The 15846-nt window shown below is 69.2% G+C and carries 15 protein-coding genes; 8 read left to right on the top strand and 7 right to left on the bottom strand.

The window, feature by feature from the left end:
- Positions 1-16: 16 nt before the first annotated feature.
- A complete protein-coding gene (phnX, locus tag AC07O4_RS22875) occupies positions 17-850 on the top strand; it encodes a phosphonoacetaldehyde hydrolase (protein WP_495305755.1) in 834 nt (277 codons plus the stop codon).
- Between the two features lie 81 nt (positions 851-931).
- Positions 932-1081, top strand: coding sequence for a hypothetical protein (locus AC07O4_RS22870; RefSeq protein WP_495305754.1), 150 nt, complete (start codon positions 932-934; stop codon positions 1079-1081).
- 40 nt (positions 1082-1121) lie between these two features.
- Here AC07O4_RS22870 and AC07O4_RS22865 read toward each other — a convergent pair whose 3' ends face one another.
- Positions 1122-1574, bottom strand: a complete 453-nt coding sequence (locus tag AC07O4_RS22865; protein WP_495305753.1) for a GNAT family N-acetyltransferase — start codon at positions 1572-1574, stop codon at positions 1122-1124.
- A 98-nt stretch (positions 1575-1672) separates the two neighbouring features.
- On the opposite strand from AC07O4_RS22865, the gene AC07O4_RS22860 reads away from it, so the two are divergent.
- Complete coding sequence (locus AC07O4_RS22860; protein ID WP_495305752.1) at positions 1673-2944, top strand: MFS transporter; 1272 nt, start codon at positions 1673-1675, stop codon at positions 2942-2944.
- A gap of 354 nt (positions 2945-3298) precedes the next feature.
- Here AC07O4_RS22860 and AC07O4_RS22855 read toward each other — a convergent pair whose 3' ends face one another.
- Positions 3299-3685 (bottom strand): energy transducer TonB, encoded by a 387-nt coding sequence (locus AC07O4_RS22855; RefSeq protein WP_495305751.1) that lies wholly within the window; start codon positions 3683-3685, stop codon positions 3299-3301.
- A 224-nt stretch (positions 3686-3909) separates the two neighbouring features.
- Between AC07O4_RS22855 and AC07O4_RS22850 the strand changes: the two genes are divergently transcribed.
- Together AC07O4_RS22850 and AC07O4_RS22845 are read left to right on the top strand one after the other, a co-directional pair.
- On the top strand, positions 3910-4332 hold the full coding sequence (locus AC07O4_RS22850; RefSeq protein ID WP_495305750.1) for a tripartite tricarboxylate transporter TctB family protein: 423 nt from the start codon (positions 3910-3912) through the stop codon (positions 4330-4332).
- Between the two features lie 10 nt (positions 4333-4342).
- On the top strand, positions 4343-5866 hold the full coding sequence (locus AC07O4_RS22845; RefSeq protein ID WP_495305749.1) for a tripartite tricarboxylate transporter permease: 1524 nt from the start codon (positions 4343-4345) through the stop codon (positions 5864-5866).
- A 55-nt stretch (positions 5867-5921) separates the two neighbouring features.
- Here AC07O4_RS22845 and AC07O4_RS22840 read toward each other — a convergent pair whose 3' ends face one another.
- Positions 5922-7340 (bottom strand): aminotransferase-like domain-containing protein, encoded by a 1419-nt coding sequence (locus AC07O4_RS22840; protein ID WP_495305748.1) that lies wholly within the window; start codon positions 7338-7340, stop codon positions 5922-5924.
- A gap of 99 nt (positions 7341-7439) precedes the next feature.
- On the opposite strand from AC07O4_RS22840, the gene AC07O4_RS22835 reads away from it, so the two are divergent.
- From AC07O4_RS22835 to AC07O4_RS22825, 3 genes are read left to right on the top strand one after another with little or no spacing between them, the layout of a single operon-like run.
- Positions 7440-7628 carry a DUF2970 domain-containing protein gene (locus AC07O4_RS22835; protein WP_056573062.1) on the top strand — a complete coding sequence of 63 codons (189 nt, stop codon included), beginning with the start codon at positions 7440-7442 and terminating at the stop codon, positions 7626-7628.
- Positions 7628-8353: a c-type cytochrome gene (locus AC07O4_RS22830; protein ID WP_495305747.1), complete on the top strand. Its 726-nt coding sequence runs from the start codon at positions 7628-7630 to the stop codon at positions 8351-8353. Before AC07O4_RS22835 ends, AC07O4_RS22830 begins: the two co-directional genes overlap by 1 nt.
- A gap of 7 nt (positions 8354-8360) precedes the next feature.
- Complete coding sequence (locus AC07O4_RS22825; protein ID WP_495305746.1) at positions 8361-9659, top strand: c-type cytochrome; 1299 nt, start codon at positions 8361-8363, stop codon at positions 9657-9659.
- A gap of 21 nt (positions 9660-9680) precedes the next feature.
- Here the strand turns inward: AC07O4_RS22825 and AC07O4_RS22820 are convergent, their stop codons facing one another.
- The 4 genes from AC07O4_RS22820 to AC07O4_RS22805 form a co-directional block, all read right to left on the bottom strand.
- Positions 9681-11117: an 8-oxoguanine deaminase gene (locus tag AC07O4_RS22820; protein WP_495305745.1), complete on the bottom strand. Its 1437-nt coding sequence runs from the start codon at positions 11115-11117 to the stop codon at positions 9681-9683.
- A complete protein-coding gene (locus AC07O4_RS22815; protein ID WP_369631325.1) occupies positions 11114-12529 on the bottom strand; it encodes a nucleobase:cation symporter-2 family protein in 1416 nt (471 codons plus the stop codon). The genes AC07O4_RS22820 and AC07O4_RS22815 overlap by 4 nt, the downstream gene beginning before the upstream one ends.
- 119 nt (positions 12530-12648) lie before the next feature.
- On the bottom strand, positions 12649-13551 hold the full coding sequence (locus AC07O4_RS22810) for a LysR substrate-binding domain-containing protein (protein WP_095948271.1): 903 nt from the start codon (positions 13549-13551) through the stop codon (positions 12649-12651).
- Positions 13552-13599: 48 nt separating this feature from the next.
- The gene (locus tag AC07O4_RS22805; RefSeq protein ID WP_495305744.1) at positions 13600-15843 is read right to left on the bottom strand and encodes a phosphocholine-specific phospholipase C; all 2244 of its coding nucleotides are present in this window, start codon (positions 15841-15843) and stop codon (positions 13600-13602) included.
- Between the last annotated feature and the right edge of the window lie 3 nt (positions 15844-15846).

Raw genomic sequence — 15846 nt, 5'->3', positions numbered from 1 at the left:
TTCTTCTTTCGTCGCCATGAACGCCCATCACCATGCCAGGCTGCAGGCCGTCGTCTTCGACTGGGCCGGCACCATCCTCGACTTCGGCTCCTGCGCGCCCATGGGCGCTTTCGTGAAGCTGTTCGCACAGTCCGGCATCGACATCACCATCGACGAGGCGCGCGCCCCGATGGGCATGGCCAAGTGGGACCACATCAAGGCCCTGGGCACGCAGCCGCGCATCGCCGCGCAGTGGGAAACGAAGCACGGCCATGCCTTCAGCGACGCCGACGTCGACCGCCTGTACGAGGTGTTCACGCCCATGAACGCGGCCAGCGTGCGCGACCACACCGACTTCATTCCGGGTGCGATCGAGGCCGTCCACGCGGCACGCGAGCGCGGCCTGAAGATCGGCTCCACCACCGGCTACAACCGCCCGATCATGGACGTCGTCACGCCCATCGCCGCGGCCGGCGGCTATGTGCCCGACAACCTCGTGTGCGCGGGCGACCTCGCGGCGGGGCGCCCGTCGCCGCTCATGATGTACCGCTGCTTCGCCGACCTCGGCGTGTGGCCGCCGCACGCCGTCGTCAAGGTCGACGACACCGGCGTGGGCCTGCAGGAAGGCCTCAATGCCGGCACCTGGGCGGTCGGTGTGTCGGTCAGCGGCAACGTCAACGGCCTGACGCTGGCCGAGTGGCAGGCGCTCGACGCCGGCAGCCAGCAGGCCCGCCGCGCCCGCGCCACCGCCGAGCTGCAGGCCGCCGGCGCGCACTACGTGATCGACAGCGTGGCCGACCTGCCGAACGTGCTCGAAGACATCGAGCGCCGCCTGCAGGCCGGCGAGCGGCCGGAAGTCCTTTTGCGCTGAAGCAGAAAGCTCGCCTTACCGACGGTGGCTGGCGCTGCCGTCCGACTTGACGCGTCACTTCGCGGGCTTAGCATGCGCCGCATGCGAAGCACAGCCTTTGTTCTTCTGCTCTGTCTCGGCCTGCTGACCGCGGCCTGCGACGGCAAGCGCAAGCCCGGCATTCCGATGCCGAAGGCCTTCTTGTCGTGGAGCGTCGTGGTGGTGATGGCACCTGCGCCGTTCGTGGGCTGAGGCTGCCGGCGCGTCCAGCGCACCGGCCGCGGCGAACGTCTCAGGACGGGACGTACGCCAGCACTTCATCGCCCGCTGCATCGAATTCGCCCGTGGGCTTCCAGCCCAGGTGCCGGTAGAAGCCGTGCGAGCGCACCTGCGGATCGGGCGAGCAGCCCAGGAAGAGCCGCTGGAAGCCCAGCCCTTTGAACTCCTCGACCATGAGCGCGAGCAGCGCCTTGCCGATACCTTGGCCTTCATAGGCTGGCAGCAGGGCCAGCACGGCGATCTCGCCGGTGTCGCGGTCGCCGAAGCAATAGCCCGCCAGCTCGCCGTCGACGAGCGCGACGTAGCCGGGCAGCGAGCCGTCGGCGATGCCGGCCTGCCAGCTCTCCAGGGTGATGCCGAGCGCCTCGAGCTCGTCGACCGAGAAGGCGTTCTCTCGCGTGCGGCCGCGCAGGTCGAGGCACGCGGGCGTGTCTTCGGGAATGGCTTGTCTGTAGGTGATGGGCATGCGTCGGGTGCTCGAGGGCGCGCGCAGCAGGCGGCGCGGCCTTCCGCGAGAATGCCACACGACGTGCGCCACCCGATGCACGCGTGGAGACAAGAAGAATGAAGACGACACCAGAGACACCCATCGTCCATCAGCCCGACTCGCGCTACGCCATGGTGCGCCTGGCGCTCACGCTGCTGGTCATGACGGTCGGCAGCAGCGGCATGTACGTGGTGTCGGTCATGCTGCCCGCGGTGCAGGCCGAGTTCGGCGTGGCGCGCGCCGATGCCTCCATGCCCTACACGCTGCTGATGCTGGGCTTCGGTTTCGGCGGCGTGCTCATGGGCAAGCTGGCCGACCGCATCGGCGTGATGAAGCCGCTGCTGATGGGCTCGGTCTTCCTGGCCGCTGGCTACATCGCCACGGGCCTGTCGCAAGGCATCGTGTCCTTCACCATCGCGCAGGCGCTGCTGGTCGGCCTGCTCGGCAGCTCGGTGGCCTTTGCGCCGCTGGTGGCCGACACCTCGCTGTGGTTCGTCAAGCGGCGCGGCATCGCGGTGGCGGTGTGCGCCAGCGGCAACTACCTCGCGGGCGCCGTGTGGCCGCCCATCGCGCAGCACTTCGTCGAGCAGGTGGGCTGGCGCCAGACCTACATCGGCATGGGCATCTTCTGCGGCGTGACGATGGCGCTGCTGGCGCTGTTCTTCCGCGCACGGCCGCCCGCACTGGTCGAGGCGGCGCCGGTGTCGCACGCCTCGGGCGGCAGCACGCTGGTGCGCGACATGACGCGGCCCTTCGGCCTGAACATGGGCACAGCGCAGGGCCTGCTGTGCGTCGCGGGCGTGGCCTGCTGCGTGGCGATGGCGATGCCGCAGGTGCACATCGTGGCCTACTGCGGCGACCTGGGCTACGGCCCGGCGCAGGGCGCGATGATGCTGTCGCTGATGCTGGGCTTCGGCATCGTGAGCCGGCTGGTGTCGGGCGCCATCTGCGACCGCATCGGCGGGCTGCGCACGCTGATGCTGGGCGGCGTGCTGCAGTGCGTGGCGCTGCTGCTGTTCCTGCCCTTCGACGGGCTGGTGCCGCTGTACGTGATCTCGGCGCTGTTCGGCCTGTTCCAGGGCGGCATCGTGCCCTCGTACGCGATCATCGTGCGCGAGCACTTCCCGCCCAAGGAAGCCGGCGCGCGCGTGGGCACGGTGCTGATGTTCACGCTGTTCGGCATGGCGCTGGGCGGCTGGATGTCGGGCAAGGTGTTCGACCTGACGGGCAGCTACCACGCGGCCTTCCTGAATGGCATCGGATGGAACCTGGTGAACGTGAGCATCGCGGCGTTCCTGCTGTTCAGGGTGAGCCGGATGCGACGGGGTGGGGTGGCGGTGGCTGCTTGAAGTTGCCCGTCTGGCCCCGGGCGAAGGTCACAACATGCGTTGCTTCGAGCGAAGGAACAGACGGGCCAGCAGTCCGCCAACGACGGCACCACCGGTAGCAAAAGCGTAGAGCTCGCGATCGTCAAGCCATGGGGGCGCCAGGACAAACTTCAGAAGCGTTGCGACGACACAAAACCCGAAAAAGGCGCCGACGCCTCCATACACGCGAGCGTCCATGGAGTCCGTGGTTTTTCGATAGGCCTCCGAGTGCCCCAGGGCCTCGTGGATCAACGTAGTGCCGCATCGGATGCAGCGAACGTCTGTCGCTGCGTTGAGATGATTGCAAGTGGGGCATGACATCGTGCTTCGTCCCTCCTAGTTGAACGTCGGCTGCTGCGGCGGCGACGTGATGAAGAACCGGATCGGTACCTCGCGCCACACCACCGTGCCGTCATCTGGCATCGGCTTGAATCGCCATTTGCGGACGGTCTCGACGGCCGATCGGTCCAGCCGTGCGTGGCCGCTCGACTCTTTCACCTCGACGCTCGCGGGCAGGCCGGCCGGCGTGGTGCGCACGCGCAGCAGCACCATGCCTTGCTCCCCGTTCATCCGCGATTCGGCCGGGTAGGGCGCGTTCGGGTTGGGTGGCTGCGGTGACCACTCGCCAGGCGCCGACGGCGGTGGTGCTGCGCAGGCCGTCAGCAAGGCGGCAACAGCGCCCGCCAGGAGCGCGTGTCGGGGAGCGTGGCGTGGTGTCTTCATCGGTGTTCCGCAATCCTTCGAAAGGAGGCCCCGCGCATTGTGACCCGGGCGCGCTCACCGCCTTCGCGCCCGGTACGTAGTTCCCCTCGCGGCTGCGTCAGATTCCGATCAGCTTGCAAAAAGAGCATCGATCCGTCCGGCGACTCCCTCCGGACGGAGACACGTCCGCACCGGTTTTTCCTGTCGCGGGCGCATTCGAATCACATCACTCCGTGAGCGTATGAATGAAAAATAGAAACCTTGTCAGAGGTCTGTTCCTCATGGCGATCGCGCTGGGCTTCGGCCTGACCGCGCTGCGCTATCCCATCGGCGACTTCAGCCGGGCGGGGCCGGGCCTGTTCCCCGTGATGGTGAGCAGCCTGCTGCTGCTGATCGGCGTGGCCACGGTGGTCCGGTCGTTCGTGGTGGCGCCGGTGACGCTGGACCTGAACTTCAAGAACATCGGGCTCATCCTGTCGAGCCTGTGCGGGTTCGCGCTGATCTCGATGTACGTGAACATGATCGCGGGCATCGTCTTCATGGTGTTCTGTTCGGCCTTCGCGGGCAGTTCCAACTCGTGGCTGCGCAACGTGAAGATCTCGGCGGGCCTGATCGCCATGGTGCTGGCGCTGCAGAAGCTGCTCGGCCTGAACCTGCCGCTGTTCTGAGGCCACGACCATGACGGAAGTTCTGAACAATCTGGCGTTCGGTTTCTCGCACGCCCTGACACTGCACAACCTGATGTACTGCGCCATCGGCTGCACGGTGGGCACGCTGGTCGGCCTGCTGCCGGGCCTGGGGCCGCTGGCCACCATCAGCCTGCTGCTGCCGCTGACGTATTCGATTCCCACCACCGGCGCGCTGATCATGCTGGCCGGCATCTACTACGGTGCGCAGTACGGCGACAGCGTGAGCGCGATCACGATGAAGATCCCGCACGCCAGCAGCATCGTGGCCTGCATCGACGGCTACGCGATGACGCTCAAGGGCAAGACGGGCCTGGCGCTGTTCACGGCGGGCTTCTCCAGCTTCATCGGCGGCACGGTCGCGATTTTGGTGCTGTCGTTCCTGGCGCCGACGCTGGGCGAGGTGGCCTTCCTGTTCGGCCCCGCGGACTACGTCGCGATGATGCTGGTGGGCTTCGTGTGCGTGAGCTTCGTGACCACGGGCAGCCTGCTGAACGGGCTGGCGATGTGCATGATCGGCGTGCTGCTGGGCACCATCGGCACCGACGTGAACAGCGGCATGGCGCGCTTCACGATGGACATGCCGTTCCTGACCGACGGCGTGGGCATCGTGAGCATTGCGCTGGGCTGCTTCGGCATCGCCGAGATCACGAAGAACCTCGACTCGCGCGAGGAGCGCTCGCCCTTCAACGGCAAGATCAACCTCATCCCGACCTGGGCGGAGTTCAAGCGGATCATTCCCAGCGCCTTGCGCGGCAGCGTGGTCGGCTCCATCCTGGGCATCCTGCCCGGCGGCGGCCCGACCATTGCGCAGTTCGCGGCCTACGCGCTGGACAAGAAGGTCAGCAAGTACAAGCACGAGATCGGCACCGGCTGCATCGAGGGCGTGGCCGGCCAGGCGGCGGCCGACGAGGCGGCGGCGCGCACGAGCTTCATTCCGCTCATGAGCATCGGCATTCCCGAGAACGCGGTCATGGCGCTGATGCTGGCGGCCTTCATCATCAAGGGCATCCAGCCGGGCCCGAACATGATCGCCAGCCACCCCGAGCTGTTCTGGGGCCTGGTGGCCAGCATGTGGATCGGCAACGTGTTCCTGCTGGTGCTGAACGTGCCGCTGGTGCGTTACTGGCTCTCGGTGTTCAAGATCCCGTACAGCGTGCTGTTCCCGTCGATCCTGTTCTTCTGCTGCATCGGCACCTACAGCGTGAACAACAACCTGCAGGACGTGTTCATCACCGCCGCGTTCGGCTTCATGGGCTACATGTTCATGCGGCTGGAGCTCGACGCCGCGCCGCTCATGCTGGGCTTCATCCTCGGGCCGATGCTCGAGGAGAACTTCCGCCGCGCGATGCTGCTCAGCCGCGGCGGCTTCGGCACCTTCGTGTCGCGGCCCATCAGCGGCACGCTGCTGGGGCTGATCGCGGTCTTCGTGGTGTGGCAGCTGGTGGCGTTCGTGCTGCAGGCGCGCAAGAAGAACGGGGCGCGGGCTGCAGTCGCGCTGGAACCGCAAGAGTAGCTCGACAGGCCCGGACAACGCCCGCCCCTTCGGCGGGCGTTGTCGTTTCAGCTCGCTAGCTCGCTTGTGCCACCAGCCGCCCCAGCGTCTGCAGGGCCTGCTCGCTGTGCGCGTCCCACGCGTGGCCGTAGTTCAGCCGCAGGCAGTTCGAGAACGCACGCGTGGCCGAGAAGATCGGCCCGGGCGCCACGCTGATGCCGCGCTCCAGCGCGAGGCGATGGATCTCCAGCGCATCCACCTGCGCTGGCAATTCCACCCACAGGAAGTACCCGCCCAACGGCCGCGTGGCGCGCGTGCCGGCCGGAAAGTAATGCCCCACGGCCTGCGCGAAGCTGGCCTGCTGCATCGCCAGCGTCTGGCGCAGCTTGCGCAGGTGCTTGTCGAAGCCGCCCTTCTCGAGGTAGTCGGCCAGCGCCAACTGCGCGGGCACCGAGGTGCTGAGCGTGGTCGTGAGCTTTTGCCGCGCCACCTTGCGCGCGAAACGTCCGGCCGAGGCCCAGCCGATGCGGTAGCCGGGCGCGAGGCTTTTCGAGAACGACGAACAGTGCAGCACCAGCCCCTGCGTGTCGAAGGCCTTGGCCGGCGGCGGGCGGCGCTCGCCGAAGTAGAGCTCGGCGTACACGTCGTCTTCGATGAGCGGCAGCTCGTGCCGCGCGAGCAGTTCGACCAGCGCCTTCTTCTTCGCGTCGGGCATGAGGCTGCCCAGCGGGTTCTGGAAGGTGGTCATGAGCCAGCAGGCGGTCGGCTTGTGGGCGGCGATGGCCTGCGCGAGCGCGTCGAGGTCGATGCCTTCGCCCGGGTGCGTGGGCACCTCGATGGCGCGCAGGCCCATGCGTTCGAGCGCCTGCAGCGCGGCATAGAAGGTGGGCGACTCGACGATCACCGCGTCGCCCGGCCGCGTCACGGCCGAGAGGCACAGGTTGAGCGCCTCGAGTGCGCCATTGGTGACCACGATCTCCTCGGCCGGCACCGGCAGGCCGTCGGCCAGGTAGCGCAGCGCGATCTGCCGGCGCAGGGCCGCGCTGCCGGGCGTGAGGTCGTCCACGGTGCGCCACGGGTCGAGCGACTTGGCGCTGGCCGCCATGAACTGGCCCAGCCGCGCCAGCGGAAACAGCAGCGGGCTCGGAAAGGCCGAGCCGAAGGGCACGACCTGGCGCGACATGCTGGCTTCGAGGATGTCGAAGACCTGGTCGCTCACGTCGAGCGCGCGCGGGCCTTCGGCGGGGCGCGAGGTGAGGGTGGTCTCGGGCGGCGCGTCGCGCAGGCCGCCGCCGGCCACGTAGTAGCCCGAGCGGTCGCGTGCGCGCACCAGCCCGCGCGCCTCCAGCAGGTAGTAGGCTTGGAACACGGTGGAGGCGCTCACGCCGCGGCTGCTGCCCGTGTGGCGCACGGAGGGCAGGCGGTCGCCGGTCTTGAGGGTGCCGTTGCGGATCGAGGCCTCGATGTCCGAGGCCAGGGCTTCATAACGCTTCATCGATGGGCCGTTGTCATTCGCGGGGACTCTAATCTGATATGGTGAATCGAGCTGGATCTGCATCTGTTTTTTTTGCCCCGTTTGCGCGACAGTGGACCCATGTTCAATCTGATGCGCGCGGTGCGCGCCGTACTCTGGAGCTTCATCGGGCTGGGCGGCCGCCGGGCCGACGCCGACAAGCGGACCGCCCAACTGGGCATCCTGCCGCTGATCGGCGTGGGGCTGTGCATGGCCCTGCTGCTGATCGCGGGCCTGCTGGCCCTGGCGCATTTCGCGGCAGGCACGTGATGAAGGCCGTGCTCCACCGGGCAGCGCTGGCCCTGGCGCTGCTGTTGCCGCTCGCGCCTGCGATGACGCGCGCAGCCACCACCACCGTGCCCGACACCATCGAGCAGCGCGTGGCCGCCTGCATCGCCTGCCACGGGCGCGAGGGCGCGACCACCAACGCCGGTTTTTTCCCGCGCCTGGCGGGCAAGCCGGCGGGCTACCTGTTCAACCAGCTCGTGAGTTTTCGCGACGGGCGCCGCTTCAACAGCGACATGACCTACATGGTCCAGCACCTGTCGGACGACTACCTGCGCGAGATGGCCGAGTACTTCGCGAACCTGTCGCTGCCGTACGCGGCGGTCTCGCCGCAAAGCGACGCCTCGCCCGAGCAGCTGCGCCGTGGCCGCCAGCTGGCGCTCGAAGGCGACGCGGCGCGCCAGATCCCGGCCTGCGTGCAGTGCCACGGCGCGGCGCTCACGGGCGTGCAGCCGGCCATTCCGGGCCTGCTGGGCCTGCCGCGGCTGTATGTGTCGTCGCAGCTCGGCGCCTGGCTCACCAAGGAGCGCCACGCGCCCGCGCCCGACTGCATGGCGCAGATCGGCCAGCGCATGACCACCGCCGACATCAACGCCGTGGCCAGCTGGCTGGCCGTGCAGCCGATGCCGGCCGACACCCGCCCGGTGGCCTCGCTGCCCGCACCGCTGCCCGTCACCTGCGGCGGCATGCCCACTGCGGCGAAACCCTGAGAACCCGATGACCGCGCGACTGAGACATTTCGGCTGGGCCCTGCTGGGCCTGGTCACCCTGGCGGCCGTGTTGGCCGGCGTCGTGCTGGCGCTGAACCTGCGTGGCGAAGACCCACTGCCCGAACGCGCCGAAGCCTTCGAGGCCACGCCGCAGCTCGTCGAGCGCGGGCGTTACCTCGCGCTGGCGGGCAACTGCGCCGGCTGCCACACCACGCGCGGCGGCCAGCCCTACGCGGGCGGCGTGCCGCTCGAAACGCCGTTCGGCACCATCTACGCGACCAACCTCACGCCCGATGCGACGCACGGCATCGGCGGCTGGAGCAGCGCGCATTTCTGGCGCGCCATGCACAACGGCCGCAGCAAGGATGGGCGCCTGCTGTATCCGGCCTTCCCGTACCCGAACTTCACGCAGGTCACGCGCGAAGACTCCGACGCCCTGTACGCCTACCTGCGCAGCGTGGCGCCGGCCGACACGGAAAACAAGGCGCATCGGCTGCGCTTCCCGTACGACACGCAGGCCGCGCTCGCGGTGTGGCGCGCGCTCTCGTTCAAGCCGCAGCCCTTCGTGGCGAACGCGAACAAGCCGGCCGAATGGAACCGCGGTGCTTACCTGGTCGGCGGGCTAGGCCACTGCATCGCCTGCCACGGCAGCCGCAACTCGCTGGGCGCGACCGAAACCAAGCTGGGTCTGTCGGGCGGCCTGATCGCGGTCGAGAACTGGTACGCGCCCTCGCTGGCCGACCCGCACGAAGCGGGCGTGGCCGACTGGCCCGCGGCCGATGTCGTGGCGCTGCTCAAGAGCGGCACCGCCCCGCGCGGCTCGGTGATGGGCCCGATGGCCGACGTCGTGTTCCGCAGCACGCAGTACCTGAGCGATGCCGACCTGGGCGCGATGGCGATCTACCTGAAGGACCTGCCCGAGGCCGTGAAGCAGGATGCGCCCGCAGCCCAGAAGGCCCCCGCCGTGCCGGTGCGGCGCGACGCCGGCGCGATGGTGCGCGGCGCCAAGATCTACGACCAGCGCTGCGCCTACTGCCATGGCGACCAGGGCCAGGGCGCGGCCGGTGCCTACCCGCCGCTCGCGGGCAACCGCGCGGTGACGATGGCGCGGCCCACCAATCTGATCCAGGTGGTGGCGCACGGCGGCTTCCTGCCCGCGACGGCCGGCAACCCGCGTCCCTACGGCATGCCGCCGTTCGGGCACGCGCTCGACGCCACCGAGGTGGCCGAGGTGCTCACCTACATCCGCGGGTCGTGGGGCAACAATGCCGCGCCGGTCACGCAGCTGGACACGATGCGTCGCTGACGCGGAGGGCGCGCCGCCCTCTCAGGCGGTGTGCGGATGCCGCGCACTCTCGTACAGCGTGCGCGCCAGGTCGCGGTGCGTGGCCAGCAGCGGCGCCAGCTCGAAGCCCGTGAAGCGCCCGTCGCGGATGCGGACCACGCCGTCGATCACGCTCAGCGCGGCCGCCACCGGCGTGCAGAACACCAGCGCCGCGACCGGGTCGTGCCAGGCGCCCGCGTGGTCCACGCCGCGCATGTCGAAGGCCACGAGGTCGGCCGACATGCCCGGCGCCAGCGCACCGATGTCGTCGCGCCCGAGCACGCGGGCGCCGCCGAGCGTGGCGATCTCCAGCGCCTCGCGCGCCGTCATGGCGGCGGGGCCGTAGCCCACGCGCTGCAGCAGCATGGCCTGGCGCGCCTCGCCCAGCATGTGGGCGCCGTCGTTCGACGCGCTGCCGTCCACGCCCAGGCCCACGGGCACGCCCGCGCGCCGCATCGCGCCGATGGGCGCGATGCCCGAGGCCAGCCGCATATTCGAGCACGGGCAGTGCGCCACGCCGGTGCCGGTGCGCCCGAAGAGCGCGATGCCGGCGTCGTCCAGCTTCACGCAGTGCGCGTGCCACACGTCGTGGCCGACCCAGCCCAGGTCTTCGGCGTACTCGGCCGGCGTCATGCCGAACTTCTCGCGCGAGTAGGCGACGTCGTTGTCGTTCTCGGCCAGGTGCGTGTGCAGCGACACGCCGCGTTCGCGCGCCAGTTCGGCCGACAACCGCATCAGGTCGCGCGACACCGAGAACGGCGAGCAGGGCGCGAGCACGATGCGGCGCATCGAATGGCGCGCGGGGTTGTGCCAGCGGTCGATGAGGCGCTCGCTGTCGCGCAGGATCGCCGCTTCGGTCTCCACCACCTCGTCAGGCGGCAGGCCGCCGGCGCTGCGGCCCACGCTCATGCTGCCGCGCGCCGCGTGGAAGCGCATGCCCATGGCGTCGGCCGCCTCGATCGAGTCGTCGAGCCGCGAGCCGTTGGGGAACAGGTAGAGGTGGTCGCTGGTGGTGGTGCAGCCCGAGCGCATCAGCTCGGCCATGGCGGTCTGCGTCGACACGCGGATCATCTCGGGCGTGAGCCGCGCCCACAGCAGGTACAGGTGGGTGAGCCAGCCGAAAAGCTCCGCGTCCTGCGCCTCGGGCACGGCGCGCGTGAGGCTCTGGTACATGTGGTGGTGCGTGTTCACCAGCCCGGGCATCACGACATGGCCGTGCATGTCGATGGCCTCGGCCTGGCCGCTGCGCAGCGCGTCGAGGTACGCCGCCGGCAGCTCGGCCGTGGTGCCCACCCAGGCGACGGCGGGGCCGTCCATCACCACGGCGCCGTCGGCGATCTCGCGCCGGGCGGCGTCCATGGTGACGAGCACGTCGGCGTGGCGCACGATCAGCAGCGGCGGGCGCTGCGGCGAAGAGGACGAAGGGTTCTGGAAGGTCATTCGGTACCGTGCGAAGTGCGCGCCGCCATCGCGAAGGAACGTTCCTTCGACAGCACGCCGTTGTAGAAAAGATTGAGCAGCACCGCGGCCAGCGTGCCCAGCACGATGCCGCTGTGCGTCAGCGGATGGGTCCAGGCGGGGAAGTGCTGGAAGAAGTTGGGCGACAGCGTGGGGATCAATCCGAGCCCGATGGAAATGGCGATCACATACAGCGCGTGGCGGTTGTGCGCATAGTCGATCGCGCCCAGGATGCGTACGCCCGTGGCCGCCACCATGCCGAACATCACGATGCCCGCGCCGCCGAGCACGAACTGCGGCACCGAGGCCACAATGTGCGCGATCTTCGGAAAGAGCGCCAGCGCGATCAGCATCAGGCCACCGCCCGCCGCCACGTAGCGCGAGCGCACGCCCGTCACCGTGACCAGCCCCACGTTCTGCGAGAACGAGGTGTAGGGGAAGGTGTTGAACACACCGCCGATGACGGTGCCCAGCCCGTCGGCGCGCAGCCCGCGCGTGAGCGCGTCGGTCGTCACCTTGCGGCCGGTGATCTCGCCCAGCGCGAGGAACATGCCGGTGGATTCGACCAGCGTGATGAGCATCACGATGCACATCGAGGCGATGGCCGTGAGCTCGAAGCGCGGCAGGCCGAAGTGGAAGGGCGTGGTCACGGCCATCCAGCTGGCTTCCTCGAGCCCGTCGAAGTGCATGCGCCCGAGCGCCAGCGACAGGCCCACGCCGAACACGATGCCCAGCAGCACCGCGATGTTGGCGATGAGGCCCTTGCCGAAGCGCGTGATCGCGATGATCACCGCCAGCACGGCTGCTGCAATCGCCAGGTTCACCGGCTCGCCGTAGGCCGGGTTGGCCACCGCGTGCGCCACGCCGTCGACCATGCGGGTCGCGGTGGGCTGGCCGCCGGCGGCCCAGTTGATGGCCACGCCCATGAGCGACACGCCGATCAGCGTGATGACCGTGCCCGTGACCAGCGGCGGAAACACGCCCAGTACGCGCCCCATGAGCGGCGCGACCAGCATGCCGAACACGCCCGCCACGATGGTCGCGCCATAGATCGCGGGCAGCCCGAGCGAGGGGTCCATGCCGATGGCGATCATCGGCCCGACGGCCGCGAAGGTCACGCCCATCATCACCGGCATGCGGATGCCGAAGCGCCAGAAGCCGATGGCCTGCACCAGCGTGGCGATGCCGGCGGCGAACAGGTCGGCGTTGATGAGGAAGGCGATGTCGGCCTTCGAGAGGCCGAGCGCGCCGCCCACGATGAGCGGCACGGCCACCGTGCCCGCGTACATCACGAGCACGTGCTGCAGGCTCAATGCGCCGCAACGGGCGAGCGGAAGCTTCTGGTCGACCCCTTCGCCGTCTCCTGCGGGGGTCTTTTTATCGTTCGAGAACATGGGAACCTTTCCTGCCGATGAACCGGCGCGGCAGTCTAGGAGCGATGCCTTTGCACATGCAAAGTCAATAAATGACGCGCCCTGTGCACAAAAAGTGGACGGTCATCCAGAGGGGAATTTCAGGGTGCCAGCAGGTCGTCCAGGCAGGCCACGACATGGTTCGCGAACAGCTCGGCCGCCGCGCTCGGCGCCTGCGCGGCGCGGGTCTCGAGCGTGAGCGTCTGGGCGCGCAGCGTGGTGTCGCGCAGCGGCACGAAGACCAGGCTGCCGTCGTTGCGCTCCTCGTCCACGTCCAGGCGATTGAGCAGCGTGATGCCGCCGCCGTCGCGCACCAGCCGGCGCATCAGCGCGGTGGACGTGGTCTCGACCACCGGCGACACGCGGATGGCCGAGCGCTCGAAGGCGGCGTCGAGGATCGGTCGGATCGACAGCGAGGGCGCGGGCAGGATCAGCGGGTAGCCCACGCACTCGGCCAGCAGCGCGGTCGCATGCGCCGTGAGCGGATGGCCCGGCGGCACCACCGCACCGATCGGCCACTCGCTGCTGAACAGCGTGCGAAAGCCGGCCGTGCCGGGCACGTCGTAGGCCAGCGCCAGGTCGGCATCGCCTTCGGCCACGCTGCGCAGCACGGCCGCGATGGGCAGGCCCAGCAGCTTCAGCTGGATGCCCGGATGCGCCGCGCGAAAGCGCTGCACCACGGCCGGCAGGAAGGCGTCGGCCAGACCGGCCGTGGTGGCCAGCGTGACCTCGCCCTGGCGCAGGCCGCGCACGTCCTCGATGCGCTGGCGCACGAGGTCGAACTCGCGCAGCGTGCCGCGCGCATGCGCCAGCACGATCTCGCCCACGGGCGTGAGCTTGAGCGTGTTGTGGATGCGCTCGAACAGCGGCGCGCCCAGCTCTTCCTCGAGGTTGAGGATCTGGCGGTTGACGGCCGTGGGCACCACGTGCAGCTGCTCGGCCGCCTTGCGGATCGAGCCCGCGCGAACCACCTCGACGAAGTACCGGATGACCTTGGCGTGCATGAATTCCCCCGCGCCGCTGGCGGGCGCGGGGGGATCATGCCTACGTCTTCAGAGGTCGGGCAAGCCCATCGCCGGATCGCTGACCGTGTGCTTGCCGGTTTCCACGCGGCCGGCGAAGCGGCGGTAGAAGGCCGGGTCGCTGTCGCAGGTGACGGCGAAGTCGTACCACTGGCCGCTGGCGGCGAGCTCCCAGTGCTGCTCGGCCTGGGCGCCGCCGTTCACCGTCGCGTTCCACGGGCCGTCGTCGCGGTAGGCCTTGGCGCGCACCGTGAACTTGCAAGGGGCCTTGCCGTCGTTGCGCATCTGCAGGTAGACGTTGCCGTTGGCGATGTCGTAGCAGACACGCACCTCGGGCGCGGCCACGCCGCCGGCGCGCAGGCGGTTGAGGTCGCCCTTGAAGTGGCGGTGGTAGCCGTTGGGGCCGAGCACCCAGAGGTCGTAGAAGCCGCTGTTGTCGATCGCAGCGGTCCAGCTGTCGTCGAGCGTCTTGCCGGGCTCGACCATGTAGCGGCGCGGCAGGCGGTCGAGGTTGAGCTTGTCGTACACATGGAACACGGCGGCGGCCTTGCCGGTGTTCGAGAAGACCAGCTTCACGGCGCCGGCGAGGGTGTCGGCCCTGGCGCTCGTGTGCAGCTCGTAGGGCAGGGCGCGCGAAGGCCGCGTGCCGGTGGCCTGGCGCGGCAGCTGCGGATCGGTCGGCAGCGGCACCAGCGGCAACGCCTGCTGGTCGTTGCGCACCTTGTCGGCGTCCGTCCTGCTCAGTTTGCCCGCGAGAGTGGGCAGGGCCTCGGTGTTCGGCGTGGCGAAGTTGAAGGCGCTCGTGAGGTCGCCGCACACCGCGCGTCGGAACGGCGAGATGTTGGGCTCCTTCACGCCGAAGCGCGTTTCGAGGAAGCGCAGCACCGAGGTGTGGTCGAAGGCCTGCGAGCTGACCCAGCCGCCGCGGCTCCAGGGCGAGATCACGTACAGCGGCACGCGCGGGCCGGGGCCGAACACGCGGTTGTCGGGCTTCGGCTGCGAGGTGCTGCCGTCGGGTGCCGGCTGCGTGAAGTACTCGGGCTTCAGGGCGTCGGCGGCGAGCGTGGTCTTGCCGGCCGGCGTCTTGTCGGGGTTGAGCGAAGGCGCCGAGGGCGAGGGCATGTGATCGAAGTAGCCGTCGTTCTCGTCGAAGTTGACCAGCAGCACGGTCTTGCTCCACACCTCGGGCACGGCGGTGAGCGCATCGAGGATTTCCTGGATGAACCATGCGCCCTGCACCGGGCTGGACGGGCCCGGGTGCTCGCAGTAGGCCGAGGGCGCGTTGATCCAGCTCACCTGCGGCAGGCGGCCGGCCTTGATGTCGCGCCGGAACGCGTCCAGGTAGTCCTCGGGCTTGTCGCCGGGCAGTGTGTTGGCGATGCCCTTGTACAGCGGGTTGCCCGGGTTGTCGCTGGCCGCGTCGTAGGCGTGGAAGGGAAGCTTCTGGCCCGTGTCGGAAAAGGGCGCCTTGTAGTAGCCGCTGGTCACCGGGTAGGGCGATGCGCGGTTGGCGCGGCGGAACTGGCGGAACGCGCCCAGCATGTTGTCGCCCCATTCGTCGGGCATGTTCTGGTAGCAGATCCAGCTCACGCCGGCGTCTTCGAGGCGCTCGGCGTAGGTCTTCCACGTGTAGCCGGTGTCGACCTTGCTGGGGGTGGCGTCCAGCCAGTCCCACTCGTTGCTGACGAAGGCCACGTTCTGCGCGGTCGGGCCGTTGGTGCCGGTGATGTGGAACGAGCGGTTCGCGTCGGTGCCGGTGTGCATCGCGCAGTGGTACGCGTCGCACAGCGTGAAGGCATCGGCCAGCGCGAACTGGAACGGGATCTCGGCCTGCTTGTGGTAGCCCATGGCCTTGGGCGTCTTGTAGCGCGCCCATTCGTTCATGCGGCCGCCGCCCCAGGCCTGCTGGCTGTCGTCCCAGTCGTGCGGCGTGCCGCCGTCGCGCTGTGCGTTGCCCTTGCGGCTGTCGAAGTGGTATGGCAGCACCACGTTGCCGTTGGCATCGCTTTGCTGCCAGACGTTGAGGCCCTTGGGCAGCGGAATGGGGAAGCGGTCGCCGAAGCCACGCACGCCGGCGAGCGTGCCGAAGTAGTGGTCGAACGAACGGTTCTCCTGCATCAGGATCACGACGTGCTCGACGTCCTTGATCGTGCCGGTCTTGTTGTTGGCGGGAATGGCCAGGGCGCGTCGGATGCTCGGCGGAAAGGCCGAGAGCGCGAGCGCGGCGGCACCGGTGGTGGCGGTGCCGGTGAGGAAGTGGCGGCGGGAGGTCATGGT

The organism is Variovorax sp. GW821-FHT09D04 (genome assembly GCF_059416405.1).
The sequence above is the reverse complement of the archived record's forward strand: the minus strand, read 5'-3'. Positions and strand labels throughout refer to the sequence as shown.

What these genes read in the sequence shown, in the direction of transcription:
- phnX (WP_495305755.1), top strand. Translation starts at nt 17, where the DNA reads ATGAACGCCCATCACCATGCCAGGCTGCAGGCCGTCGTCTTCGACTGG.
- AC07O4_RS22870 (WP_495305754.1), top strand. Translation starts at nt 932, where the DNA reads ATGCGAAGCACAGCCTTTGTTCTTCTGCTCTGTCTCGGCCTGCTGACC.
- AC07O4_RS22865 (WP_495305753.1), bottom strand. Translation starts at nt 1,574, where the DNA reads ATGCCCATCACCTACAGACAAGCCATTCCCGAAGACACGCCCGCGTGC.
- AC07O4_RS22860 (WP_495305752.1), top strand. Translation starts at nt 1,673, where the DNA reads ATGAAGACGACACCAGAGACACCCATCGTCCATCAGCCCGACTCGCGC.
- AC07O4_RS22855 (WP_495305751.1), bottom strand. Translation starts at nt 3,685, where the DNA reads ATGAAGACACCACGCCACGCTCCCCGACACGCGCTCCTGGCGGGCGCT.
- AC07O4_RS22850 (WP_495305750.1), top strand. Translation starts at nt 3,910, where the DNA reads ATGAAAAATAGAAACCTTGTCAGAGGTCTGTTCCTCATGGCGATCGCG.
- AC07O4_RS22845 (WP_495305749.1), top strand. Translation starts at nt 4,343, where the DNA reads ATGACGGAAGTTCTGAACAATCTGGCGTTCGGTTTCTCGCACGCCCTG.
- AC07O4_RS22840 (WP_495305748.1), bottom strand. Translation starts at nt 7,340, where the DNA reads ATGAAGCGTTATGAAGCCCTGGCCTCGGACATCGAGGCCTCGATCCGC.
- AC07O4_RS22835 (WP_056573062.1), top strand. Translation starts at nt 7,440, where the DNA reads ATGTTCAATCTGATGCGCGCGGTGCGCGCCGTACTCTGGAGCTTCATC.
- AC07O4_RS22830 (WP_495305747.1), top strand. Translation starts at nt 7,628, where the DNA reads ATGAAGGCCGTGCTCCACCGGGCAGCGCTGGCCCTGGCGCTGCTGTTG.
- AC07O4_RS22825 (WP_495305746.1), top strand. Translation starts at nt 8,361, where the DNA reads ATGACCGCGCGACTGAGACATTTCGGCTGGGCCCTGCTGGGCCTGGTC.
- AC07O4_RS22820 (WP_495305745.1), bottom strand. Translation starts at nt 11,117, where the DNA reads ATGACCTTCCAGAACCCTTCGTCCTCTTCGCCGCAGCGCCCGCCGCTG.
- AC07O4_RS22815 (WP_369631325.1), bottom strand. Translation starts at nt 12,529, where the DNA reads ATGTTCTCGAACGATAAAAAGACCCCCGCAGGAGACGGCGAAGGGGTC.
- AC07O4_RS22810 (WP_095948271.1), bottom strand. Translation starts at nt 13,551, where the DNA reads ATGCACGCCAAGGTCATCCGGTACTTCGTCGAGGTGGTTCGCGCGGGC.
- AC07O4_RS22805 (WP_495305744.1), bottom strand. Translation starts at nt 15,843, where the DNA reads ATGACCTCCCGCCGCCACTTCCTCACCGGCACCGCCACCACCGGTGCC.